Here is a 21,996-nt window from a genome sequence, read left to right on the forward strand (position 1 = left end):
CCGACCGTGGCCACGACCCAGGCGGTCAGCGGCGCGAACACGGTCGACGCGAGCCCACCAGCGACCTAGCTGTTGGCGAGTTCCACGAGCAGTTGACGGGTTCGAGCCAGACCTCGGTCGCTCCTGCTCGAAGGTGCCGGGCAGCCCGAGCTTCATGGGCCGACCTTGACGGCTTCGACGATCTTCCAGTCGGGGCCGATGTGTTCCCAGCGGGTGCGGAGCTCAAGGGCGTCGGTGTCGTTGGCGTAGCGGACGTGGAACTCGACGGCGTCGCCGGCGGGTGTCTCGGAGAGGATCTCCCACTGGGTGGTCGACATCGGCGGGATGCTGCCGCCGGCCATGAGGTTCATGAAGACGTTGCCGACGAAGTCGGCCATGAGGGCCTCGATGTCTCCGGCCTGGACGTGGTTGGCGTGGCGTTCCGCGGCCTGGCGGGCGGTGAGCTCGACGGGCTGCTCGCCTGGAGCGACGTGGAGGTGGTGGCAGCCGGTGAGGCCGCCGACGATCTCTTGGAGGTCGTCGAGGTGGTCCTCGTAAACGCCGCGCGGGGTGGTGCTGTGCTTGGTGCACAGGGCCGCCGCGGCGCCGACGGCGATGCCGTGCTGGCCGCCGTTGCCCATCAGCTTGGTGGTGGTGCCGGCGACCCGGGTGACGCTGATGTGCTTGCCGGCCATCATCAGGTTGGCGATGTTGGTGGAGTAGAGGCAGCGGAACGGGATGGCGTAGGGCTTGTTGTCCCGCACGTCCCACACCCAGTCCTTGAGCCTGAAGTCGTAGGCGCCCTCGCCGGGCTGGTTGGGGATGTGGATGCAGAACGCGCCGTCGTTGTTCACCACGGCGTCGGGGAACACCGTGTGGGCGCGGACGTCGTTCTCGGTGAGGATGTAGTCGCCCTTGTAGCGCCGGAACTCGCCCTGGGCGGGGACGAAGGCGAGCCAGTCGAACGCCAGGTTGGCGAAGGTGTCGGGCTCCATCTTCTTGACGTTCGAGAACGTGCCGTACAGGGCGCGCAGCAGGTAGTCACGGATGAGCTCGCCGTCGGTATAGAGGTCGAGCCACTGGCCGTACTCCCAGAAGTGGGTGGCCGGGAACGACTTCATGACCGGGAGGTTGTCGTCCTCGGCGGTCGCCTTGGTGAACTCGAAGGCCGCCCTCGCTTCGTCGCTGGCGGCGGGGCCCGGACCGTTCTCGGTGCCAGGTTCGACGAGCTGGCCGCTGAGGTTGGCGTAGTCCTTGGCGATCTCGGTGGCCCAGGGCACGTCGGGGAAGTCGACGGGTTCGTCGGCCATCTTCGTGCGGAAGAACAGCGTGTGACCGTGGTGCTCCTCGTCGCGCTCGGCTGGGGCGTAGTACTCGCCGTACTCGTCGCGGCCCTCCCGGCCGGTGAGGATCTCGGCACCGGCGAGGATGCCGAGGATGGCCTGCCCGGTGGTGTCGATGAAGACCGGGGCGACGAAGCGCGTCTCGCGCCCGGTGCGTCCCTCGCGCACGTCGATCGACACGATCCGGTCGCCGTCGGTCTGCACGGCCACCACGCGACGCTCCATGAAGACCCTTGCTGTCGGCTCGGCCTCGATGATCTGCCGGGCGACGATGTCGCCGTCGGCACTGCGCGCCGACAGCTCGGCGACGAGGCCGCCGTTCTCGCCCCGGGGGCTGAGGCCGATCTCCTTGCTCGAGTTGCCGCCCAGGACGGGCCGGTCCTGGATCAGCGCCACCGTGCAGCCCTGGCGGGCCGCGGTGAGAGTGGCGGTGCAGCCGGCGATGCCGCCGCCGACCACCACGACGTCGAACTCGCCGGCCGCCTCGGGCTCGGCTGGGAGGCCCCGCAGCTCCCGGCGCCACGCCCGAGCAGCCTCGTCGGCGCCTTCGACCGGCACTGTTCCGTCGCTGCTGAGGAAGATCGCGTCGCACCGCCCGTCGAAGCCGGTCAGGTCGTGCAGCACGAGCGTGGCGTCGCCCGCCGGGAGGGCGACGGTGGCGACCTGCGCCCACGACCAGTCCTGACCGTTTGCGCCGAGCTCGCCCCCGACCTGGGCGCCGTTGACCGACAGCGTGAAGCGTCCCGGGGAGTGCGACGGCACCCAGTCCTTTGCGCGCACCCACACCGCGTACTCGCCCGCTTCGGCGATGCGGACCACGGTGGTCGCGTCGGCGACCGGGACGCCGATGCCGTGGGCCAGCAGGTACGGCGAGCCCATCTGGACCTCGAACTGCGAGTCCATGACCCACCCGCCATAGGTGTCGAACGCTTCGGCTTCGATCAGGATCCCTGTCATCCGGTTGTTCTAACAAACATTTGCGTACGTATGCAAGATGTGGTTCAGTGGCCGGCATGACCGCACGAGCAACCGCCGAACGCCACGCCCAGGACGTCCTCGACGGGAACCTGGGCCGGATCATGGGTGACTTCGCCGGATCGGCGTTCACCCAGCTGATGGGCACCGGCGGCCCACCGCAGCCGACCACGAAGTGGGAGATCCTCACCGAGACGCCCGTCGACGACGCCGTCGAGTTCCAGGTCCGCTACTCCAACGACGCCGGCGAGTCGCTCGACCTGCAGACCACCTGGAGGCAGTTCGACGGCGGCGTGTGGAAGATCGTCGAAGCCAAGAAGGTCGGCGCATGACCGTCGCCGGGCAGGACGAGCGGGTGCCGGCTGCGCTGCGGGCCTCCCGCGCGCCGGCGTTGAGCGCCGAGGAGCAGGCCGTCGCCAAGCGGCTGTCGGGCGGCTTCGGGTGGCCCACCGTCGTGCTGACCGCCGCGCTCCTCAGCGTCGAGATCGGTGTCGTGGCGCTCTGGGCCGTCGGCGTCGTCCCGATGGCCATCGGGTTCGTCATCAACTCGTGGGTGTCCTACGCCTGGTACACGGTCCACCACGACGCCACCCACAAGGCGATCAGCGGCCGCAACCCCAAGCGCTTCTGGATCGAGAACCTGTGCGGCAACATCGCCGGCTACGCAATCCAGCTCGACTTCGGCAGCTACAGCGCCAACCACCTCAAGCACCACGCCCACACCAACACCCCCGCCGACCCCGACCTGGCGGTCAAGGGACCGCTGTGGCAGATGCCGATCAAGTGGCTCGCCGCCACGATCTTCATGACCATCGGCGCGTTTCCCGGCGGCAACCGCCTCGTCGAGAAGCTGATGGCCAAGATGCTCCCGCCGGATGCCCCAGCCAGCTCGGACCGCGAGAAGGCGGCCCGAGCCCGGATGCGCCGGCTCACCCAGGTCGGCCTCGTGTTGCTCCTGGTGACGATCCCGCTCGGGTGGTTCTGGCCGGCGTTCCTGCTGCTGTGGTTGCCCGGTCGCGTCGGGATCCTGGCATTGATGATCCTCTTCCAGTGGCTACCGCACTTCCCCTTCGACCGCACCGACCGGTTCGGCGCAACGAGGATCAACCGGTTCCCCGGCTCCACCTGGCTTCTCCTGCAGCAGGACCGCCACCTGATCCACCACCTGTACCCAACGATCCCGTGGTATCGGTACCGAGCCGCGTTCCGCGAGCTCCGCCCGCTCCTCGAAGCGAACGGCGCGATCATCCAGGGCACCGGCACCCACCCCCATGTCCCGATTCAGCTGCGGGAGACTGCGCCCGCCACCACATGATGCACACCTTGGAAACCAACCCATGAGCACCGCTGAGACGTCGACCCGCCGCACCCAAGCCGACCGCACCGCGACGACGCGGGCGGCGCTCGCCGATGCCGCGACCGAGGTGCTCATCGAGCGCGGCTGGGCTGCCGTCACCGCCATCGAGGTGTGCAACCGCGCCGGCGTGACCCGCGGCGCGTTCCACCACCACTACGACAGCCTCCCCGAGCTCCTCGCCGACGCCCTGCGCCGCCTCTACGCCACCTTCGTCACGAGGAAGCGCCCGACCGTCACCGACCTCCCAAGCCTGATCGACGGCACCTGGGCCATCGTCGGCCAGCCGCGCTTCAAGGCCGTGCTCGAGGCCTGGTTGGCCATGGCGAACGACCCGACGCTCCGGGCCGAGATCGGCCCCGTCGTCGTTGAGTTCGCCAGCCTCGTCAACCCCGAGGGCAAGGAGTCGCCGATCCTCGTCGACGCAGCCCACCGCGACTACTACCTTATGGCCCGCGAGACCATGCTCGGCCTGGCGCTCGGCCGCGCCACGAACGGCGGCAAGCCGCTCGGCCACGAGAAGGCCGTCCTCGATGTCCTCCGTGCCGGCGCATCCAACGTCGGTCAGCAACAGCCCTGACGGAGGACGATGGAGACGACTTCCGCTGGGACGCCGTCCGGGTCGCGTGTGCGCCCCGAAGGTCAGGACTCGGGTGAGCGACCCCAGGAGTCTGGCCAGTCCTGAACCGCTTCCGGCGAGGCGGTTCAGCAGGCCCCGTCGAAGCGCGTCGATGCCAAGACCCTTCTACTGTTCCTTCTACTGTGCGGCGCGGTACGAGGGGTACGGGTTGGCACGACCGGCGTAGGCTGGGCGACGAAACGCCAGCTCAAGGGCACTATCTGGTACGCAGTGGTACGGGTTGAGATCCTGATCGCTCATAACCCGAAGGTCGCAGGTTCAAATCCTGCCCCCGCCACCAACTGAATGTGCTGGTCAGGCCCCACTTCTCGGAGTGGGGCCTGCTGCTTGTCCGGGGTGGCGTCTACCGGGTGGTCTACCGGCTTGGCGCCCGCCGCCCCCGTGACCTGCGCCTTCGCCGTGCCTCGGCCGGTAGACGTCTACCGGCTGTGGGCGGCGGCGAGCAGGGCTGCGAACTGCTGCGCCGCGGCTGCGCTCATGCCGGGAAGCAGGTGCTGGTAGGTGTGGATGGTGAACGCGACGTTGGCGTGGCCGAGCCGTTCGCTCACCACCTTCACCGGCACGCCGTCCATGATCAGCAGCGAGGCGTGGGTGTGGCGCAGGTCGTGGAACCTGATCCGGGTCAGATCGGGCATCGACCGCTGGAGCCGGTTGAACAGCTGGCTGAGCGACTCGGGGTTCACGTGCCGGCCGGTGGTGTTGAGGAACATCCAGTCGTCGGCGCCGTGCGGTAGTCCTTCGCGGGAGAGTCGTCTCCGCCACCGGGCGAGCACGTCGATGGTGGCGTCGTCGAGGTCGATGCAGCGTCGGCTGGTGCGGGTCTTGACGGGGAACTCGACGGGCTGGCCGGCGAGGCTCTGGAGGGTGCGGCTGGTCGAGAGGCGCTGGTTGGCCCGGTCCAGGTCGGACCAACGAAGCCCCGCGACCTCACCGCGGCGCATGCCGGTGCAGGCGGTGAGGTGCAGCGCCGGGTAGAGGCGGTGGTTCTTCGCCGAGCCCAGGAACGACGCCAGTTCCGCGGCGTGCCAGGACCGGGGGACGGTGCGGGTCTGGCGCTTGTGGCGGGCGTTGGTTGCCTGGGCGACGTTGGTGTCGACGAGCTGGCGACGACGGGCGAGGTCGAGCGCGGAGCGCACGATGATGTGGACCTCGTGCACGGTCTTGGGAGCGAGACCGGTGCCGTCGCGGCCGCCGGTGGTGGCGAGCTGGTCGTAGAGCCCGTCGAGGTGGTCAGCCCGCAGACGACGGAGCGGAACGTGGCCGATCGCAGGGTTGATGTAGCGGTCGACGAACCACGTGTAGCGGTAGGCGGTGGAGGCGCGGACGTGGCGGCGCTTGGTGGGCAGCCACGTGTCGACGAGGAACTCGCCGAGGTGCACCGGCCCGCCTCGCAGGGGCGCTGACCCGGCGGCGTCGCGCTCGATGCGGGCGGCCATCGTCTCGGCGTCGTGGCGGTCCCGGCCGGCGGGATGCCATCGGCGGCGTTCCCGCCCGGTGAGGGGGTCGAGGCCGTCGTAGGCGACGACGTAGAAGCGGTCCTTGCGTTCGATGATGTAGGCCATCGCAGCAGCGTGGAAGCGTGACCACTTCGGAACCAACCCGACGAGCTTCGTGGAGCCAGAGCGGTTCGACACTGATGTCTTCGGCCTTCTTCGGGTGGGACTGGTGCGATTCTGCTGGGTGTCAGGCCGGTTGAGTGGAGGAGTCGAAGCGGTAGCTGGATGCGGTCACCGAGCCGAAGAAGGTGTTCTCGTGGTAGGTCCGCACCGCCCGGTCGTTCTCGGCGGCGCCGACGGCGAGCATCAGTGGGATGAAGTGGTCTTCGGTGGGGTGAGCGACCCGGGCGCTCGGGGCCTGCTCCCACGCCAGCAGGGCGGCGGTGCGTTGTTCCGGGTCGGCGGCCAGGGCGTCTCCGAGCCACTTGTCGAAGTCCGCCGACGGCTGCTGGGCGTCGGCGCCCATGCGGCCGAGGTTGTGGTACGAGAGGCCGCTGCCGATGATCACCACTCCCTCGTCGCGCAGCGGGGCCAGGGCCCGTCCGGCGGCGAGGTGCGCAGCGGGGTCGTAGCCGTGTCGGAGCGAGAGCTGCAGGACGGGGACGTCCGCGTCGGGGTAGGCGACGTAGAGCGGAGCGAAGACGCCGTGGTCGAAGCCCCTGTGTGAGTCCTGGCGGACCGGGATCCCCGCCTCGGCGAGCAACTCGGTCACGCGGGTGGCGACCTCCGGTGAGCCGGGGGCCGGGTACTGGATGCGGTAGGTGAAGTCGGGGAAGCCGCCGTAGTCATAGAGCATCGGCGGGTTGGGACCGGTCTGCACCGTGAACTCCGGCGCCTCCCAATGGCCCGACACCATCAGGATCGCTCGGGGCGGTGCGCCGAGCTCTCCGGGTATTGCTCGGAGCGACCGCTCGAGGGGGCCGAGGTCGCCGGGCATGAGGTCCTTGATCCAGGGCCACGGACCACCGCCGTGGGAGATGAAGTAGGTCGGCATTCGCACTGTGTCGGTCATGTCAGGGGTTCTCGCTCATCTGGTCGGGGGCCGCAGGTGCGGGCGTCGGGTCGTTCCATCTCGTCGAACCCGGGCTGGGCGGCCAGTCAGCCGACGATGTCGGCGGCGTGGTCGAGTATCCAGTGGACGAGCGGCTTGAGGTGGGCGACGAGGTCGTCGCCGAGAGGGGTCAGGCTGTACTCGACGTGGGGCGGGATGACGTCCATCGACTCCCGAAGAACAAAGCCGTCGCCCTCGAGGGTGCGCAGGGTCTGAGCCAGCATCTTCTCGCTGACACCCTCGACCGTCCGACGCAGCTCGCCCCAACGCAGGGTGCGGCCGTCGAGGGCCACGAGCACCAGCACGCCCCACTTGCTGGTGACGTGGTCGAGCACGACGCGGCCTGGACAGCTGGGGTCGAAGGCGCCTTCAGGGGCATCGGGCAGCAGAACGGCGGTGGTCGATGGAGCCATGCAACCAGGCTACCCGATACTAACCAAGAAGTGGGTACGTGTGATTTGGACTGTGTACCCGTACCCTCAGGTGAAGCGCCGCCGTGGCGCCCGCCACCCGAGGAGACCACCCCATGTCCACCACCAGTGCAGCCAACCCGAACGGCTCCATCGTCATCGTCGGAGCCACCGGCCACCTGGGGCGCCTCGTCGTCGAGGACCTCCTCGACTCGGGGGTCGATGCCGGCAGGATCGTCGCCACCGGCCGTAACACCGACAAGCTCGCCGACCTGGCCGAGCGAGGCGTCAAGGTCCGCCGACTCGACTTCGACGACCCCGAGACGCTCGACGGCGCCTTCTCGGCCGGTGACCGGGTCCTGCTCGTGTCGGGCAGCGACGTCGGTCAGCGCCAGCGTCAGCACCAAGGGGTCATCGACGCCGCCGTCGCAGCCGGCGTCGCGCAGCTCGCCTACACGAGCGGGCCGAAGGCCGATACCACCCCCATGATCCTGGCAACCGACCACCGCTTGACCGAGGAAGGCATCAAGGCATCAGGCGTGCCAGCCACGATCCTGCGCAACGGCTGGTACTTCGAGAACTACACCGACCAGCTCGGCACCTACCTCGAGCACGGCGCCATCCTCAACAGCGCGGGCGACGCCCGGATCAGCGCAGCCTCCCGCGCCGACTTCGCCGCAGCCGCGGCAGCCGTGCTCACCGGACCGGTCGGCGACCACGTCGGGCGCGTCTACGAACTCGGGGGTGATACGGCAATCACGCTCACCGACCTCGCCGCCGCGATCACCGCCGCCACCGGCCAGACCGTCGTCTCCGCCAACCTGCCTCCGGCCGAGCACCTCGCTGCACTCGTGGGCGCCGGAGTGCCCGAGGCTTTCGCCGGAATCCTGGTCGACGTCGATCAGGCCGCCGCCGCCGGGGCGCTCGAGGTCGAAGGCCACGCGCTCAGCACCCTCATCGGACGACCCACGACATCGCTCGCCGATGCCGTCGCCGCCGCAACAACAGCAAACACCTGACACACACAAAGCTCTCGTCAACACGTCGGATCGCCCATGGACACCGTCCCCACACTGTGGCGACGCAACGAGAAGCGGCCGCGCCCAGCCGATGAGGCCGCCGGGCTGCTCGAACAGGCCGGCGGCTCCCGCCTGACTGTGGATGGGCTCCGTCGATTCGGAGTCCTCGCCATGGAGAGCTACCCGTCGATCCCCGGCTCTGACCGAACAGGCTATGCGATGATCGCTCTTGTGCGATCATCGCATTGATGCGATAGTGTCCGCGTGTGGCCGAACTGGAGCTCCACGACGAGATCGTCGACTGGATGGCCACCCTCGACGACACCGAGGGGGATCGAACGGTCGTGGTGATCGACCGGCTCGCCACGCTCGGGTCGTCGGCGCGGATGCCGCTCTCGAAGAGCCTCGGCGACGGACTGTTCGAGCTGCGGTTCACGCTCGGCCCGACGGCACGACGGATCACCTACCGGTTCACCAAGGACGGTCGGATCATCCTGCTGACCACCTTCCGCAAGCAACGCAACAACGAACGCAACGAGATCACCCGGGCACGCAAGGCCGCCGAGGACTGCGCCGAGCAGTACCCCTGAAGGAGACGACGATGGCCAACTACTCCCGCTGGGACGACGTCAAGAAGAAGCGCCCCGGGCCCGATGCCGACACCCGCGCCGGTGTCGAACAGGACCTCGCGCTCGGCCAGCTCATCTACGACCTGCGAACCGAAGCCGGCCTCAGCCAGCGCGAGCTCGCCGAGCGGATGGGCACCACCCAGTCGGTGATCTCCCGTCTCGAGGAGGGCGGGGGAGCGCGCAACCGCATCGACACCCTCGCCCGAGTGGCCACCGCCCTCGACCGCCACCTCATCGTCTCGTTCCCGGAGAAGGTCCCCGCCAAGCTCAAGGACGCCGTGCAGGTCGCCTGATCGCAGCCACGCCGAGCAGGGCAGCTTCTACACCTCCTTCTACACCGCGGGTTGGTATCCGGTGGTACAACGGGTGACGGACCGGTACGTCGGATGCGCGAAACCCCAGCTCACAGGTACTGTGAACCGCCCTGGGTCTGGTGGAGGCTCGGGCTATTGGATTCCAACCCCGGTGGGGTCGGCTTGTTGGGCAGCGTAGAAGGCTGCTTCGAGCTCGGCGGGCGGCCGGTGGCCGCAGTGGCCATGAAGGCGCTGCTCGTTGAACCAGTGCACCCACGACAACGTGGCCAGCTCGAGCTCGTCGACGTCGTCCCAGGGCCGTGGGGCGTCGGGTCCGTAGACGCATTCGGTCTTGTAGAGACCGTTGGTCGTCTCGGCCAGAGCGTTGTCGTAGGAGTCGGCGACGGTCCCGATCGATGGCCGGGCGCCGATCTCGTCGAGGCGCTCGGTGAACCGCACCGAGGTGAACTGCGACCCGGCATCGGCGTGTGCGATCAGCCCGACGAGCCGGCGGCCGCCGCGTGAGCGCCGGGCCATCTCCAAGGCGTCGAGCACCATCTCGGTGCGCATGTTCGACGCCACCCGCCAGCCCACGATGCGGCGGCTGAACGCGTCCACGATGAAGCACACGTACGCCATCCCGGACCGGGTCGGGACGTAGGTCAAGTCGGTCACCCACAGAGCGTCGGGCCGGTCCGCGTTGAAGTTCCGGCGCACCAGATCCGGCGCCCGGACCGCGTCCGGGTCGGCGACGGTGGTGAAGACCCGCTTGCGCCGCCGTGACACGCCGGCGATGCCGAGCTCGCGCATCAACCGGGCCGTCTGGTCCCGGCCGATCTCGTGACCGGCCCGCCGAGCGGCGAGCCAGAGCTTGTGGGCGCCGTAGACCTTCCGGTTCGCCACCCACAACGCGAGCAGGATCGGCATCAACACTGCGTCGCGCCGAGCCCTCGCCGAGGGCTCGAGCTGGCGGCGCTTGGCCGCGTAGTAGGTGCTCGGAGCCATCTGCAGCACCCTGCAAATGGGCTCGACCCCGAACTCGCCACGATGGCGATCGATGTAGTCGACCATCACTTCGACGGGCGGTCGAGCTCCGCCGCGAAGAAAGCCGACGCCGACTTCAAGATCGGCGGGTTCAAGCGGTGGCCGCAACGACCTGTGCGTAAGCCTCTGATGGTGTCAGGTAGCCGAGGGTCTTGCGCGGACGGCCGTTGAGGCTCCGCTGGATCTCGACGAGTTCGGAAGCGGAGACCTTCGAGAGGTCGGTGCCCTTGGGCAAGTACTGACGAAGGAGACCGTTGGTGTTCTCGTTCGAGCCGCGCTGCCAGGGCGAGTGCGGATCGCAGAAGTAGATCGGGATGCCTGTCGCCGTCGTGAAGCTGGCGTGGGTCGACATCTCGGCTCCTTGATCCCAGGTGATCGACCGGACGAGCTCGTCGGGCAGCGTGGCGATGGCCTTGCGCATCGCCTTCTCGACGGTCACTGCCGACCGGTCGCCGTCGAGGTGCAGGAGGAGCACGAGGCGGGTGGTGCGCTCGACGAGGGTGCCGACAGCGCTGCGGCTGGCTTCGCCGAGGATGAGGTCGCCTTCCCAGTGACCCGGCACGGCGCGGTCGTCGGCTTCGGCGGGTCGCTCGGAGATGTTGACCATCCCGGGAATGCGCCCTCGCCCGTCGACGGTGCCGCGCTTCTTGCGACTGGCCCGGCCCGAGCGGAGGCATCGGGCCAGTTCACGCCGGAGTTCTCCTCGGCCCTGGACGAACAGCGACTGGTAGATCGTCTCGTGACTCACCCGCATCTCCGGGTCGTCCGGGAAGTCCAACGGTAAGCGTCGAGCGATCTCGTCGGGCGACCACAGCTCCTCGAGCCGCTTGGTCACCTCATCGAGCAGCCGGCCGGCTCCGAGCTTGCAGGGCTTCGGTCGTCGGGCGGCGTGGCGGGCGCGCTGGTGGGCGGCCCAGGCCGAGTAGCCCTGGCGGCCGCCGTTGGCGGCAACCTCGCGGGTCACCACCGACGGGACCCGACCGATCGCCCGGGCGATCGCGCTGAGCGAGTCGCCGGCGCGGATGCCGACGAAGATCTCCTCGCGATCAGCGATGCTCAAACAGCCCGGGCGCGGTTCCCACGTGTCGGGGACCCCGGTTGTGAACCGGCCGTCGCGGACCATGAGCCCGACCATCGGCGCGGTGCAGCCGATCTCCCTGGCGATGTCGACGAGCCGCCACCCACGGCCTCGGAGTCGGAACGCAAGCTGCTTCTGCTCGTGGGTGAGGATTCCGGCCATGGCGCTGCTCCTGTGATCGAGGTGCTCGGATCGTCACAGGACCGGTGCGCCCACCGGTGGATTCCGCCATCGCGTTCGCCCGACGCAGCTCGCGGTTCTCGGCCTCGAGCGCCTTGATCTTCGCTGCGTCCTCCGACGACGTCCCAGCCTTCAGGCCCTCATCGATGTCGGCCTGCTTGACCCACTTCCGCACCGTCTCGACCCCGTAGCCGAGTTGGCTCGCGACCCGCTGGATCGTCCCGTGGTCGGTGCCCAGCTCCCGGCGCAGCTGACGCACCAGCCGCACCGCCTGAGCCTTCTCCTCCGGCGAGTACCGACGCGTCGTCGGCTTCCCCGGCCTGATGTCCTTCGGCATGACTCCATCCTCGTTTCCAAGGTCAGGAGCCTCCAACGAACCCAGGGCGGTTCACTGGATGGCACAGGACGGGACAGGAGAGCACGACGCGATTTGGGCTCATAACCCGAAGGTCGCAGGTTCAAATCCTGCCCCCGCCACCAACGTCAGGACGAAAGCCCAGGTCAATGACCTGGGCTTTTGCCTTGTTTGGGGGCGTCTACCGGGTTCCTGGTGGGTTCTCCCGGATGGTCTACCGGGCCTGACTTCTACACCGACTTCTACACCGCGGGATGGGACGCGTTGTAACGCGCTGGTCCGGGACGTCACGCGATGACAAGGCCGCCTGGCCGCGTCCGATGGTCTGGTCGGTGCCTGGAGCGCCTGCCGGGGGCTGGCTCGAACGGTCGACTCTCGACGTTCGGGTTCGACCTCGGTATGGTCGAGATCGGCAGCGCCCATCCCGTCGGACGTCCTGGGATCGGCCTCGAACGCTGCGTGGCGTCTCTTTCGGAATCCACATCGAAAGGGACCGCACCATGCGCGGAGGCATCCAGAAGAAGGGCAACAACTACTACGCCGTCGTCTACGACGGCATCGATTCGGGGACCGGCAGGAAGCGCCGGACCTGGATCCCCGCGGGGACCAGGCGCAACGACGCCGAGAAGGTGCTCGCCGAGGAGATCAAGCGCCGCCACGACGGCGTGCCGGTGCCGACCGAGAAGCTCACCCTCGGGCAGTACCTCACCGATCGGTGGCTGCCGATCCAGAAGTCGCGGGTGCGTGCCAGCACCTACGACTCGTACCGGCGGAACATCGACCTTCACGTGCTGCCGGCGCTCGGCCGTCGGCCGATCGAGCGGCTGACTCCCGACGATCTCGACGTCTTCTACGCGACGCTGCTGACCGAGGGACGCAAGACGCCGAAGGCCTCGAAGCCGACGCGCGTCGTCGGCGAGTGCGACGCGGTCGGGCCGGCCGGGCTGGCCCCGAAGACGGTGCGCAACATCCACCTGATGCTCAACAAGGCGATGAACGACGCCCAGCGCAAGGGCATCGTCGTCCGCAACGTCGTCGCGTTGGCCGACGCGCCGACGCTGAAGAATCGCCAGGAGGGCAACATCAAGGCCTGGGACGCCAGGCAGCTTCGGACGTTCCTCGACTCCGTGCGCAGCCACCGGCTGCACCCGGCGTTCCACTTGTCGTCGCACACCGGGATGCGACGGGGCGAGGTGCTTGGGCTTCGGTGGTGCGATGTCGACCTCGAGAACATGCGGCTATCGGTGCGCCAGGCGCTGGTGTCGATCGCGTACGAGGTGGAGATCTCGGACGTGAAGACCGGCACGGGGCGGCGCACGATCGACCTCGATCCGGTGACCATCGACGTGCTGAAGGCGTGGCGCATCCAGCGGGCTGAGGAGAAGGGTGGCATCGATCCCAAGGGCGACGAGCTGGTGTTCGTAAAGCCGGACGGATCATGGATCCACCCGCACTCGTTCAGCCAGGTCCTCGACCGCAAGGTGGCCAAGCTCGACGTTCCGACGATCTCGCTCCACGACCTGAGGCACACGCACGCGACCCTTCTGCTCAAGGCCGGCGTGCCGGTGAAGGTGGTCAGCGAGCGGCTTGGACACGCGAACGTTGCCTTCACGATGGCCGTGTACCAGCACGTCCTGCCGGGCATGCAGGCCGCTGCCGCGTCCACCTTCGCCCAGCTCCTCGGCAACCCCGGCATCGACTGGAGCGGCTGGGTTACCGACGTGGCCGAACCCTGCCCCGGGCCGCAAGCGACCGAGGACTCGGCGACGAACGTGGTCGAGTCGGAAGGAGAGCAGCTGTGAACGCGGCGAGCGAACTCGCCGCCGAGCACATGCAACTGCCTGCGGGCTGTGGAGGCTGCCGCCTGGTTGCTCGCGACCTCACCTTCGCAGCGCTGACGGTGGGCGCATCTGGCTATGCGCGACATCGGCGACTCCTACCGGGTGCCTGATGAGGTTCTGGTCGTCGCCGACCGGCTGCCTACGTTTGTGGCCAGACCATGTCGAGCGTCCAGCGGCTCGGCAACCGCAGTTCCTGGCACACCGACAAAGCGCCGGCGAGTATCCCGATGGGTCAGCACGGCGTAGGGGACCTCCAGCTGGCCCGCTTCGGCCGGGACCGCCGGAGAGTGAGCGGACGAGCGCTACGTTGGCTTGGATGTCGGTTGGCTCGGTCTACGTGCTCTACAACCCGAGCATGCCTGGTCTGCTGAAGATCGGTCGCACCAAGCGGACGGCTGAGCGGCGAGCGCGTGAACTCAGAACGACTGGCGTTCCGTCGCAATTCATCGTCCTATTCGATGTTCTCGTGGATGATGTCGATCGTGTCGAGAGTGCGATGCACCAGCGCTTTGCGGCTGCCCGGCACGACCCCAAGCGAGAGTTCTTTCGACTTGCTCCCCGCGAGGCGATCTCGGCGCTGCTGGAAGAGTCCTCTGCGTTCCTCAAGGGATCTCCGTTCCAGGGTTCGCGGCTCGACATCACGGCCGCCCTTCAAGCTTCACATGGGCCGATTCTGCGCGACGACCTCAGCACCGTATGTATGGTGCAGACAGCCGACTCCGTGAAGCTCGCGGCGGAGATGCTGACGGGCATCGGTCAGAGGACCACGATCGAGACGGAGTTGGGCTTCATCGTCGACGGTTCTGCCGATGAGCCACTGTTCTCACTCGAGGACTCGCTCGAAGTCAACGCGCAGCGGTTCGTCGATCTGGACGAACTCACGCTCCTGATGTGTACGCCTCTCGTTCACGGCGACCATGCGGAACGGATTGACCACGAGCAGAATCCGTACTGGACGGCGCTATGGGACTCCCTCCCCGACGTGGACTCTGACTAACGCACTCGGGCTAGTGGCCTCCGTGCCCCTCGTCGACATCGGGGCCCACCACGCCCCGGAACAGTGGAGTGATGCGCAGGATGCCCAGACGGCCGGCCAACCGCATCGATCACAGCGAGGGCAGCGACGGTCAAGAGGACGGCGCTACGAGCAGTGTCATCCCGCTCACCACCGGAGGTGTGCCTCTCAGCCGAGGTACTTGAGATTGCGGACGAACTCGGCGTCCGTATCGGTATCGGCGTAGACCGGCTCCTCTGTCGCAGTCACCCACAGGCCGGTGTCGGGGTCATGGCGCAGGCCGTGGTGCGGGCTCACGTAAGCCATCACCGGGGCGAGGTAGTGGCGGAAGAATGGTTCGGCTTCGACGGCCTTGCGGGCGTACATCATCCCCGGCGTGCCGGGGATCAGGCGGCGCTGCACGAACACACCCCACTGCGCGTCCAGTGCGTCGCGCAAGATTGTGATGGCCTCCAAGCTGCGTCCTCGCGGGTCCTCGTAGAGTCCGTCGTTGAAGTGGACGAGGTCGTTGCGGATGATCCGCAGCCGATTGAAATGCTCGGCTGAGGCAGGCTCAAGGACGTCCCACCGGTTGAGGATCTCGAGCGCGGCGGCATAGGTGGGGGCCTTGGGAGCTTCGATCCTGCGACGGTCGGCTTCCGTGGCGCAGTCGTCGACGAGATCGATGAGAAGGTGGTTCAGGACCCGTTCGGCGACCGCGCCGGCGCCGACCGCCGCCGGGAAGTAGGCGCCGGACACGAACGCGTGACGAACCTCTCTCCACAGATGCAAATGCCAGCCGATCGTGGAGAAGGGATCGGCGCCGAGATCCTGGATGTTGGCGATGACGGCCTCAAGGTTTGCCTCGCCGTGGATGTAGCGCAGCCGGTCGATCTGCGCTCGGCGGTTCTCCGCGGCCTGGGCGCGTACCGCGGGGTCAGCTCCCTCGCCTACAGGGTCTAGGAGATGGTGGCCCGTGTTGAAGTCGAGCGGCATGAGGCGGTATCGACGCAGCTCCGGCACTCACTGGAGCCTACGGGCCCGCGCCCGCGTCCCGAGGCAGAGTACGACCTCCCCTGAGGGGCTAAGCACCATGCAGTGGTCGGAAGAAGCCGCGGATGCGGAGGCGCTTGCAACAGGTGAGTCGGACATCGAGTTCGATCCAAGCGATGGGGCCCCGTCGCCGTCGAGCACTTGGGGGTCACGGCAGCAAGGTCCCCAGGGTTCGAACGTTCGATGATGTCGGCGAGGAACCGGCTGATCGAAGTGGCCCCGCGCTCCGCCTCGCCGGCCTGGCCTCACCTCGGTTCCAGCCGAGCGGTGAGGTACTCACAGCGGGATCGCATCGTGGGTCTGAACCGCCCTGGGTCTGGTGGAGGCTCGGGCTATTGGATTCCAACCCCGGTGGGGTCGGCTTGTTGGGCAGCGTAGAAGGCTGCTTCGAGCTCGGCGGGCGGCCGGTGGCCGCAGTGGCCATGAAGGCGCTGCTCGTTGAACCAGTGCACCCACGACAACGTGGCCAGCTCGAGCTCGTCGACGTCGTCCCAGGGCCGTGGGGCGTCGGGTCCGTAGACGCATTCGGTCTTGTAGAGACCGTTGGTCGTCTCGGCCAGAGCGTTGTCGTAGGAGTCGGCGACGGTCCCGATCGATGGCCGGGCGCCGATCTCGTCGAGGCGCTCGGTGAACCGCACCGAGGTGAACTGCGACCCGGCATCGGCGTGTGCGATCAGCCCGACGAGCCGGCGGCCGCCGCGTGAGCGCCGGGCCATCTCCAAGGCGTCGAGCACCATCTCGGTGCGCATGTTCGACGCCACCCGCCAGCCCACGATGCGGCGGCTGAACGCGTCCACGATGAAGCACACGTACGCCATCCCGGACCGGGTCGGGACGTAGGTCAAGTCGGTCACCCACAGAGCGTCGGGCCGGTCCGCGTTGAAGTTCCGGCGCACCAGATCCGGCGCCCGGACCGCGTCCGGGTCGGCGACGGTGGTGAAGACCCGCTTGCGCCGCCGTGACACGCCGGCGATGCCGAGCTCGCGCATCAACCGGGCCGTCTGGTCCCGGCCGATCTCGTGACCGGCCCGCCGAGCGGCGAGCCAGAGCTTGTGGGCGCCGTAGACCTTCCGGTTCGCCACCCACAACGCGAGCAGGATCGGCATCAACACTGCGTCGCGCCGAGCCCTCGCCGAGGGCTCGAGCTGGCGGCGCTTGGCCGCGTAGTAGGTGCTCGGAGCCATCTGCAGCACCCTGCAAATGGGCTCGACCCCGAACTCGCCACGATGGCGATCGATGTAGTCGACCATCACTTCGACGGGCGGTCGAGCTCCGCCGCGAAGAAAGCCGACGCCGACTTCAAGATCGGCGGGTTCAAGCGGTGGCCGCAACGACCTGTGCGTAAGCCTCTGATGGTGTCAGGTAGCCGAGGGTCTTGCGCGGACGGCCGTTGAGGCTCCGCTGGATCTCGACGAGTTCGGAAGCGGAGACCTTCGAGAGGTCGGTGCCCTTGGGCAAGTACTGACGAAGGAGACCGTTGGTGTTCTCGTTCGAGCCGCGCTGCCAGGGCGAGTGCGGATCGCAGAAGTAGATCGGGATGCCTGTCGCCGTCGTGAAGCTGGCGTGGGTCGACATCTCGGCTCCTTGATCCCAGGTGATCGACCGGACGAGCTCGTCGGGCAGCGTGGCGATGGCCTTGCGCATCGCCTTCTCGACGGTCACTGCCGACCGGTCGCCGTCGAGGTGCAGGAGGAGCACGAGGCGGGTGGTGCGCTCGACGAGGGTGCCGACAGCGCTGCGGCTGGCTTCGCCGAGGATGAGGTCGCCTTCCCAGTGACCCGGCACGGCGCGGTCGTCGGCTTCGGCGGGTCGCTCGGAGATGTTGACCATCCCGGGAATGCGCCCTCGCCCGTCGACGGTGCCGCGCTTCTTGCGACTGGCCCGGCCCGAGCGGAGGCATCGGGCCAGTTCACGCCGGAGTTCTCCTCGGCCCTGGACGAACAGCGACTGGTAGATCGTCTCGTGACTCACCCGCATCTCCGGGTCGTCCGGGAAGTCCAACGGTAAGCGTCGAGCGATCTCGTCGGGCGACCACAGCTCCTCGAGCCGCTTGGTCACCTCATCGAGCAGCCGGCCGGCTCCGAGCTTGCAGGGCTTCGGTCGTCGGGCGGCGTGGCGGGCGCGCTGGTGGGCGGCCCAGGCCGAGTAGCCCTGGCGGCCGCCGTTGGCGGCAACCTCGCGGGTCACCACCGACGGGACCCGACCGATCGCCCGGGCGATCGCGCTGAGCGAGTCGCCGGCGCGGATGCCGACGAAGATCTCCTCGCGATCAGCGATGCTCAAACAGCCCGGGCGCGGTTCCCACGTGTCGGGGACCCCGGTTGTGAACCGGCCGTCGCGGACCATGAGCCCGACCATCGGCGCGGTGCAGCCGATCTCCCTGGCGATGTCGACGAGCCGCCACCCACGGCCTCGGAGTCGGAACGCAAGCTGCTTCTGCTCGTGGGTGAGGATTCCGGCCATGGCGCTGCTCCTGTGATCGAGGTGCTCGGATCGTCACAGGACCGGTGCGCCCACCGGTGGATTCCGCCATCGCGTTCGCCCGACGCAGCTCGCGGTTCTCGGCCTCGAGCGCCTTGATCTTCGCTGCGTCCTCCGACGACGTCCCAGCCTTCAGGCCCTCATCGATGTCGGCCTGCTTGACCCACTTCCGCACCGTCTCGACCCCGTAGCCGAGTTGGCTCGCGACCCGCTGGATCGTCCCGTGGTCGGTGCCCAGCTCCCGGCGCAGCTGACGCACCAGCCGCACCGCCTGAGCCTTCTCCTCCGGCGAGTACCGACGCGTCGTCGGCTTCCCCGGCCTGATGTCCTTCGGCATGACTCCATCCTCGTTTCCAAGGTCAGGAGCCTCCAACGAACCCAGGGCGGTTCAGTCCTCACGCGACCTGGTCGTCGGGGTCGTGGGTGGTGGCGGACTGGAGGAGCTGGCGGATGGCCGAGCGAGGGACGCGGACGCTGCGGCCGATCTCGATGCAGGGGAGCCCGACGCGTCCGCCGGTGGCGCGCCACTTGCGGGAGAGGGTGTAGGCGGCGTTGCGGCTGATGCGCAGGATCGCTGCGGCCTCCTCGATGGTGAGGACCTCGTCGTCGATGGGGGTCTCGGTGGTCATGGGGATGCCTCCTGGGGTGAGCCGTGTGCATGTAGGCCGCGATCAGGGCCCGAAATCGACAGGAAATCCGGCTACCGGCTCACGGCCTGCCCGGTGGCAGCTGGTTCGGCTGGGTGGGCGAGCTCCCAGGCGGTGAGCTCGCCGGTGGATCGGTGCAGCCGTTCTGCCACTGCGACGTCGGCGGGTGCGGGTGGGACGCGGGGGAGGGCTTCGCCGTCGAGGGGGTCGCTCGCTGCGGTCAGGTAGAGGTGGTTCTCGTCGCGGCCGCGGGTGATGTCGACGTAGGTCTCGGCGCGGGTGGCGGTGGCATCGACTCGGCTGGTGGAAACGGATCGAGTCGAGCCCTGCACGGCGTAGCTGGTGAGCGCGTAGGCGTGGTCGATGCCGACCTCGGGCCGACTGGCGGCGGTGCGGTGCAGGTCGAAGAACCGGCGGGGGAGGTCGATGACGCCGATGCCGTCGAAGTCCACGGTCACCGTGTCGTTGCGGGGCGTGTCGGGCTCGCGGTGGACAGCGACGATCGTGCCGAGGGCGCCGTTGCGGACGTACGCCTTGGGGTTGCCGGCCACGTGGAGAGTGCGGTTAGGGGCGCGGGCGGTGACGCGGTCGCCGACGGCGAAGGTCCGATCCCCGCTGGCGGGGATCTCGTCTGCCCCGAGCTCGCCGTTGACTCGTCGAAGGAGGTGGGCGAGGCGGTTGAGCTGGCGACGGGTGGCGTTGCGCCGATCGACCATGGGATGGTCGTCACCGTTGCGGTGGGCGTCCCACCAGCGGCCCAGCACGTGGCGGTACATGGTGAGGTCGTCACCGACGACGTGGAGGTGACCGGCAGCGGCGAGGTGGTCGAAGGCTTCGTCGATGTGGCCTTGGCGGAGCGCTTCGGCGGCGGCGCGGTCGTCCGGGTGTTGGAGTCGGTGGGTGGTGCTCAGCTCGGGGGTGAGGGCCGGGTGGCGTTCGCACAGCACGCGGAACATGCCCCCGGCGGCGATCGCGCCGTGCTGAGCAGGGTCACCTATGAACCGGATCGACGCTCCGGTGTCGGCGACCATGCTCATGAAGGTGTCCAGCGCCCGGTCGTGCAGCGTCGATGCCTCGTCGATCACGAGCACGGTGCGGGCGTCGAGGGGCGGGTGCTCAGGGTCGGTGTGGGCGAGGTACCAGGCAACGGTCTCGCACTCGATCCCGGTCGCGGCGGCAAGGGTTCGGGCGGCCTCGCCCTTCACTGCGGCACCGACCACCCGGTAGCCGGCGGCACGCCAGGCCTCCGCGCAGGCGGCAACGGTGGTGGTCTTGCCGGTGCCGGCGCGACCGATGGCGGTCTGGAAGCGATGGCCGCCCTGGCACCACGAAATCACCAGGTCGCGTTGCTCCTGGGTGAGGTGCGGGTTCTCGGCGAGGGCGCCGGCGAGTTGGTGGTCGCTGACGACGTGGGTGGCTTCGTGGCGGCCGGCCCGGAATCGAGCCGTGATCCGGTTCTGGACTTCGAGCATCTCGCTCGTGGTGAACAACGGGTCGTCGGTGTCGTTGAGGCACACGACCCGATCCGAGGCGAGGAACGCGTCGGTCAACTCGAGGACCTCCGCTGTGAACCGCCCTGGGTTCGTTGGAGGCTCCTGACCTTGGAAACGAGGATGGAGTCATGCCGAAGGACATCAGGCCGGGGAAGCCGACGACGCGTCGGTACTCGCCGGAGGAGAAGGCTCAGGCGGTGCGGCTGGTGCGTCAGCTGCGCCGGGAGCTGGGCACCGACCACGGGACGATCCAGCGGGTCGCGAGCCAACTCGGCTACGGGGTCGAGACGGTGCGGAAGTGGGTCAAGCAGGCCGACATCGATGAGGGCCTGAAGGCTGGGACGTCGTCGGAGGACGCAGCGAAGATCAAGGCGCTCGAGGCCGAGAACCGCGAGCTGCGTCGGGCGAACGCGATGGCGGAATCCACCGGTGGGCGCACCGGTCCTGTGACGATCCGAGCACCTCGATCACAGGAGCAGCGCCATGGCCGGAATCCTCACCCACGAGCAGAAGCAGCTTGCGTTCCGACTCCGAGGCCGTGGGTGGCGGCTCGTCGACATCGCCAGGGAGATCGGCTGCACCGCGCCGATGGTCGGGCTCATGGTCCGCGACGGCCGGTTCACAACCGGGGTCCCCGACACGTGGGAACCGCGCCCGGGCTGTTTGAGCATCGCTGATCGCGAGGAGATCTTCGTCGGCATCCGCGCCGGCGACTCGCTCAGCGCGATCGCCCGGGCGATCGGTCGGGTCCCGTCGGTGGTGACCCGCGAGGTTGCCGCCAACGGCGGCCGCCAGGGCTACTCGGCCTGGGCCGCCCACCAGCGCGCCCGCCACGCCGCCCGACGACCGAAGCCCTGCAAGCTCGGAGCCGGCCGGCTGCTCGATGAGGTGACCAAGCGGCTCGAGGAGCTGTGGTCGCCCGACGAGATCGCTCGACGCTTACCGTTGGACTTCCCGGACGACCCGGAGATGCGGGTGAGTCACGAGACGATCTACCAGTCGCTGTTCGTCCAGGGCCGAGGAGAACTCCGGCGTGAACTGGCCCGATGCCTCCGCTCGGGCCGGGCCAGTCGCAAGAAGCGCGGCACCGTCGACGGGCGAGGGCGCATTCCCGGGATGGTCAACATCTCCGAGCGACCCGCCGAAGCCGACGACCGCGCCGTGCCGGGTCACTGGGAAGGCGACCTCATCCTCGGCGAAGCCAGCCGCAGCGCTGTCGGCACCCTCGTCGAGCGCACCACCCGCCTCGTGCTCCTCCTGCACCTCGACGGCGACCGGTCGGCAGTGACCGTCGAGAAGGCGATGCGCAAGGCCATCGCCACGCTGCCCGACGAGCTCGTCCGGTCGATCACCTGGGATCAAGGAGCCGAGATGTCGACCCACGCCAGCTTCACGACGGCGACAGGCATCCCGATCTACTTCTGCGATCCGCACTCGCCCTGGCAGCGCGGCTCGAACGAGAACACCAACGGTCTCCTTCGTCAGTACTTGCCCAAGGGCACCGACCTCTCGAAGGTCTCCGCTTCCGAACTCGTCGAGATCCAGCGGAGCCTCAACGGCCGTCCGCGCAAGACCCTCGGCTACCTGACACCATCAGAGGCTTACGCACAGGTCGTTGCGGCCACCGCTTGAACCCGCCGA

Annotated in this window: 19 protein-coding genes, 5 pseudogenes and 2 other annotated features; of the genes and pseudogenes, 11 read left to right on the forward strand and 13 right to left on the reverse strand. The window is 68.5% G+C overall.

From position 1 onward, the window contains the following. Positions 1–152: 152 nt before the first annotated feature. Positions 153–2,279: an FAD-dependent oxidoreductase gene (locus HC251_RS04380; RefSeq protein WP_219944100.1), complete on the reverse strand. Its 2,127-nt coding sequence runs from the start codon at positions 2,277–2,279 to the stop codon at positions 153–155. A 56-nt stretch (positions 2,280–2,335) separates the two neighbouring features. Here HC251_RS04380 and HC251_RS04385 point away from each other — a divergent pair, with 56 nt between their 5' ends. From HC251_RS04385 to HC251_RS04395, 3 genes are read left to right on the forward strand one after another with little or no spacing between them, the layout of a single operon-like run. Beyond that, the gene (locus HC251_RS04385; RefSeq protein ID WP_219944101.1) at positions 2,336–2,629 is read left to right on the forward strand and encodes a hypothetical protein; all 294 of its coding nucleotides are present in this window, start codon (positions 2,336–2,338) and stop codon (positions 2,627–2,629) included. Further along, entirely contained in the window at positions 2,626–3,612 is a 987-nt protein-coding gene (locus HC251_RS04390) for a fatty acid desaturase (RefSeq protein WP_219944102.1), read from the forward strand. Before HC251_RS04385 ends, HC251_RS04390 begins: the two co-directional genes overlap by 4 nt. Before the next feature lie 22 nt (positions 3,613–3,634). Continuing rightward, entirely contained in the window at positions 3,635–4,231 is a 597-nt protein-coding gene (locus HC251_RS04395) for a TetR/AcrR family transcriptional regulator (RefSeq protein WP_219944103.1), read from the forward strand. 479 nt (positions 4,232–4,710) lie between these two features. Here the strand turns inward: HC251_RS04395 and HC251_RS04400 are convergent, their stop codons facing one another. The 3 genes from HC251_RS04400 to HC251_RS04410 form a co-directional block, all read right to left on the reverse strand. After that, positions 4,711–5,853 (reverse strand): site-specific integrase, encoded by a 1,143-nt coding sequence (locus tag HC251_RS04400; RefSeq protein ID WP_219944104.1) that lies wholly within the window; start codon positions 5,851–5,853, stop codon positions 4,711–4,713. A gap of 121 nt (positions 5,854–5,974) precedes the next feature. Beyond that, positions 5,975–6,799: a class III extradiol ring-cleavage dioxygenase gene (locus tag HC251_RS04405; RefSeq protein ID WP_219944105.1), complete on the reverse strand. Its 825-nt coding sequence runs from the start codon at positions 6,797–6,799 to the stop codon at positions 5,975–5,977. A gap of 86 nt (positions 6,800–6,885) precedes the next feature. Next, positions 6,886–7,251, reverse strand: coding sequence for a helix-turn-helix domain-containing protein (locus tag HC251_RS04410; protein ID WP_219944106.1), 366 nt, complete (start codon positions 7,249–7,251; stop codon positions 6,886–6,888). Between the two features lie 113 nt (positions 7,252–7,364). Between HC251_RS04410 and HC251_RS04415 the strand changes: the two genes are divergently transcribed. The 4 genes from HC251_RS04415 to HC251_RS04430 are packed head-to-tail and all read left to right on the forward strand — an operon-like array spanning position 7,365 to position 9,189. Continuing rightward, positions 7,365–8,267: an SDR family oxidoreductase gene (locus tag HC251_RS04415; RefSeq protein WP_219944107.1), complete on the forward strand. Its 903-nt coding sequence runs from the start codon at positions 7,365–7,367 to the stop codon at positions 8,265–8,267. Between the two features lie 36 nt (positions 8,268–8,303). After that, positions 8,304–8,516, forward strand: coding sequence for a hypothetical protein (locus HC251_RS04420; protein WP_219944108.1), 213 nt, complete (start codon positions 8,304–8,306; stop codon positions 8,514–8,516). 17 nt (positions 8,517–8,533) lie between these two features. Next, entirely contained in the window at positions 8,534–8,857 is a 324-nt protein-coding gene (locus HC251_RS04425; RefSeq protein WP_219944109.1) for a type II toxin-antitoxin system RelE/ParE family toxin, read from the forward strand. A gap of 11 nt (positions 8,858–8,868) precedes the next feature. Then, positions 8,869–9,189: a helix-turn-helix domain-containing protein gene (locus tag HC251_RS04430; protein ID WP_219944110.1), complete on the forward strand. Its 321-nt coding sequence runs from the start codon at positions 8,869–8,871 to the stop codon at positions 9,187–9,189. A 153-nt stretch (positions 9,190–9,342) separates the two neighbouring features. On the opposite strand, the pseudogene HC251_RS04435 reads toward HC251_RS04430, so the two are convergent. From HC251_RS04435 to HC251_RS04445, 3 genes and pseudogenes are all read right to left on the reverse strand, one after another. Next, positions 9,343–10,314, reverse strand: a pseudogene (locus HC251_RS04435) (IS3 family transposase); the annotation flags it as partial. Further along, positions 10,186–10,299 (reverse strand) — a sequence feature (AL1L pseudoknot). It overlaps the preceding pseudogene by 114 nt. A 10-nt stretch (positions 10,315–10,324) precedes the next feature. After that, on the reverse strand, positions 10,325–11,473 hold the full coding sequence (locus HC251_RS04440) for an IS30 family transposase (RefSeq protein WP_219941236.1): 1,149 nt from the start codon (positions 11,471–11,473) through the stop codon (positions 10,325–10,327). A 73-nt stretch (positions 11,474–11,546) separates the two neighbouring features. Beyond that, a pseudogene (locus tag HC251_RS04445) lies at positions 11,547–11,828 on the reverse strand (transposase); the annotation flags it as partial. A gap of 518 nt (positions 11,829–12,346) precedes the next feature. On the opposite strand from HC251_RS04445, the gene HC251_RS04450 reads away from it, so the two are divergent. Together HC251_RS04450 and HC251_RS04455 are read left to right on the forward strand one after the other, a co-directional pair. Next, the gene (locus HC251_RS04450; RefSeq protein ID WP_219944111.1) at positions 12,347–13,648 is read left to right on the forward strand and encodes a site-specific integrase; all 1,302 of its coding nucleotides are present in this window, start codon (positions 12,347–12,349) and stop codon (positions 13,646–13,648) included. 355 nt (positions 13,649–14,003) lie between these two features. Further along, complete coding sequence (locus HC251_RS04455; protein WP_219944112.1) at positions 14,004–14,684, forward strand: GIY-YIG nuclease family protein; 681 nt, start codon at positions 14,004–14,006, stop codon at positions 14,682–14,684. A 186-nt stretch (positions 14,685–14,870) separates the two neighbouring features. On the opposite strand, the gene HC251_RS04460 is transcribed toward HC251_RS04455, so the two are convergent. From HC251_RS04460 to HC251_RS04485, 6 genes and pseudogenes are all read right to left on the reverse strand, one after another. Beyond that, positions 14,871–15,704, reverse strand: a complete 834-nt coding sequence (locus HC251_RS04460; RefSeq protein WP_219944113.1) for a hypothetical protein — start codon at positions 15,702–15,704, stop codon at positions 14,871–14,873. A 362-nt stretch (positions 15,705–16,066) separates the two neighbouring features. Then, positions 16,067–17,038 (reverse strand): annotated as a pseudogene (locus tag HC251_RS04465) (IS3 family transposase); the annotation flags it as partial. Next, positions 16,910–17,023 (reverse strand) — a sequence feature (AL1L pseudoknot). Its footprint overlaps the pseudogene before it by 114 nt. A 10-nt stretch (positions 17,039–17,048) precedes the next feature. Next, positions 17,049–18,197, reverse strand: a complete 1,149-nt coding sequence (locus HC251_RS04470) for an IS30 family transposase (protein WP_219941236.1) — start codon at positions 18,195–18,197, stop codon at positions 17,049–17,051. A 73-nt stretch (positions 18,198–18,270) separates the two neighbouring features. Then, a pseudogene (locus HC251_RS04475) lies at positions 18,271–18,552 on the reverse strand (transposase); the annotation flags it as partial. A 58-nt stretch (positions 18,553–18,610) separates the two neighbouring features. Then, positions 18,611–18,844 (reverse strand): helix-turn-helix domain-containing protein, encoded by a 234-nt coding sequence (locus tag HC251_RS04480; RefSeq protein ID WP_219944114.1) that lies wholly within the window; start codon positions 18,842–18,844, stop codon positions 18,611–18,613. Between the two features lie 71 nt (positions 18,845–18,915). Then, positions 18,916–20,412 carry an ATP-dependent RecD-like DNA helicase gene (locus tag HC251_RS04485; RefSeq protein WP_219944115.1) on the reverse strand — a complete coding sequence of 499 codons (1,497 nt, stop codon included), beginning with the start codon at positions 20,410–20,412 and terminating at the stop codon, positions 18,916–18,918. A 71-nt stretch (positions 20,413–20,483) separates the two neighbouring features. Here HC251_RS04485 and HC251_RS04490 point away from each other — a divergent pair. Together HC251_RS04490 and HC251_RS04495 are read left to right on the forward strand one after the other, a co-directional pair. Beyond that, positions 20,484–20,765 (forward strand): annotated as a pseudogene (locus tag HC251_RS04490) (transposase); the annotation flags it as partial. Between the two features lie 73 nt (positions 20,766–20,838). Further along, positions 20,839–21,987, forward strand: coding sequence for an IS30 family transposase (locus HC251_RS04495; protein WP_219941236.1), 1,149 nt, complete (start codon positions 20,839–20,841; stop codon positions 21,985–21,987). Positions 21,988–21,996: the final 9 nt, after the last annotated feature.

The sequence above is a fragment of the Iamia sp. SCSIO 61187 genome (assembly GCF_019443745.1).
Lineage (GTDB): Bacteria > Actinomycetota > Acidimicrobiia > Acidimicrobiales > Iamiaceae > Iamia.

Bases quoted from the DNA above. Each gene is read 5' to 3' on its own strand.
- HC251_RS04380 (WP_219944100.1), bottom strand. From the start codon at position 2,279: ATGACAGGGATCCTGATCGAAGCCGAAGCGTTCGACACCTATGGCGGG.
- HC251_RS04385 (WP_219944101.1), top strand. From the start codon at position 2,336: ATGACCGCACGAGCAACCGCCGAACGCCACGCCCAGGACGTCCTCGAC.
- HC251_RS04390 (WP_219944102.1), top strand. From the start codon at position 2,626: ATGACCGTCGCCGGGCAGGACGAGCGGGTGCCGGCTGCGCTGCGGGCC.
- HC251_RS04395 (WP_219944103.1), top strand. From the start codon at position 3,635: ATGAGCACCGCTGAGACGTCGACCCGCCGCACCCAAGCCGACCGCACC.
- HC251_RS04400 (WP_219944104.1), bottom strand. From the start codon at position 5,853: ATGGCCTACATCATCGAACGCAAGGACCGCTTCTACGTCGTCGCCTAC.
- HC251_RS04405 (WP_219944105.1), bottom strand. From the start codon at position 6,799: ATGACCGACACAGTGCGAATGCCGACCTACTTCATCTCCCACGGCGGT.
- HC251_RS04410 (WP_219944106.1), bottom strand. From the start codon at position 7,251: ATGGCTCCATCGACCACCGCCGTTCTGCTGCCCGATGCCCCTGAAGGC.
- HC251_RS04415 (WP_219944107.1), top strand. From the start codon at position 7,365: ATGTCCACCACCAGTGCAGCCAACCCGAACGGCTCCATCGTCATCGTC.
- HC251_RS04420 (WP_219944108.1), top strand. From the start codon at position 8,304: ATGGACACCGTCCCCACACTGTGGCGACGCAACGAGAAGCGGCCGCGC.
- HC251_RS04430 (WP_219944110.1), top strand. From the start codon at position 8,869: ATGGCCAACTACTCCCGCTGGGACGACGTCAAGAAGAAGCGCCCCGGG.
- HC251_RS04440 (WP_219941236.1), bottom strand. From the start codon at position 11,473: ATGGCCGGAATCCTCACCCACGAGCAGAAGCAGCTTGCGTTCCGACTC.
- HC251_RS04450 (WP_219944111.1), top strand. From the start codon at position 12,347: ATGCGCGGAGGCATCCAGAAGAAGGGCAACAACTACTACGCCGTCGTC.
- HC251_RS04455 (WP_219944112.1), top strand. From the start codon at position 14,004: ATGTCGGTTGGCTCGGTCTACGTGCTCTACAACCCGAGCATGCCTGGT.
- HC251_RS04470 (WP_219941236.1), bottom strand. From the start codon at position 18,197: ATGGCCGGAATCCTCACCCACGAGCAGAAGCAGCTTGCGTTCCGACTC.
- HC251_RS04480 (WP_219944114.1), bottom strand. From the start codon at position 18,844: ATGACCACCGAGACCCCCATCGACGACGAGGTCCTCACCATCGAGGAG.
- HC251_RS04495 (WP_219941236.1), top strand. From the start codon at position 20,839: ATGGCCGGAATCCTCACCCACGAGCAGAAGCAGCTTGCGTTCCGACTC.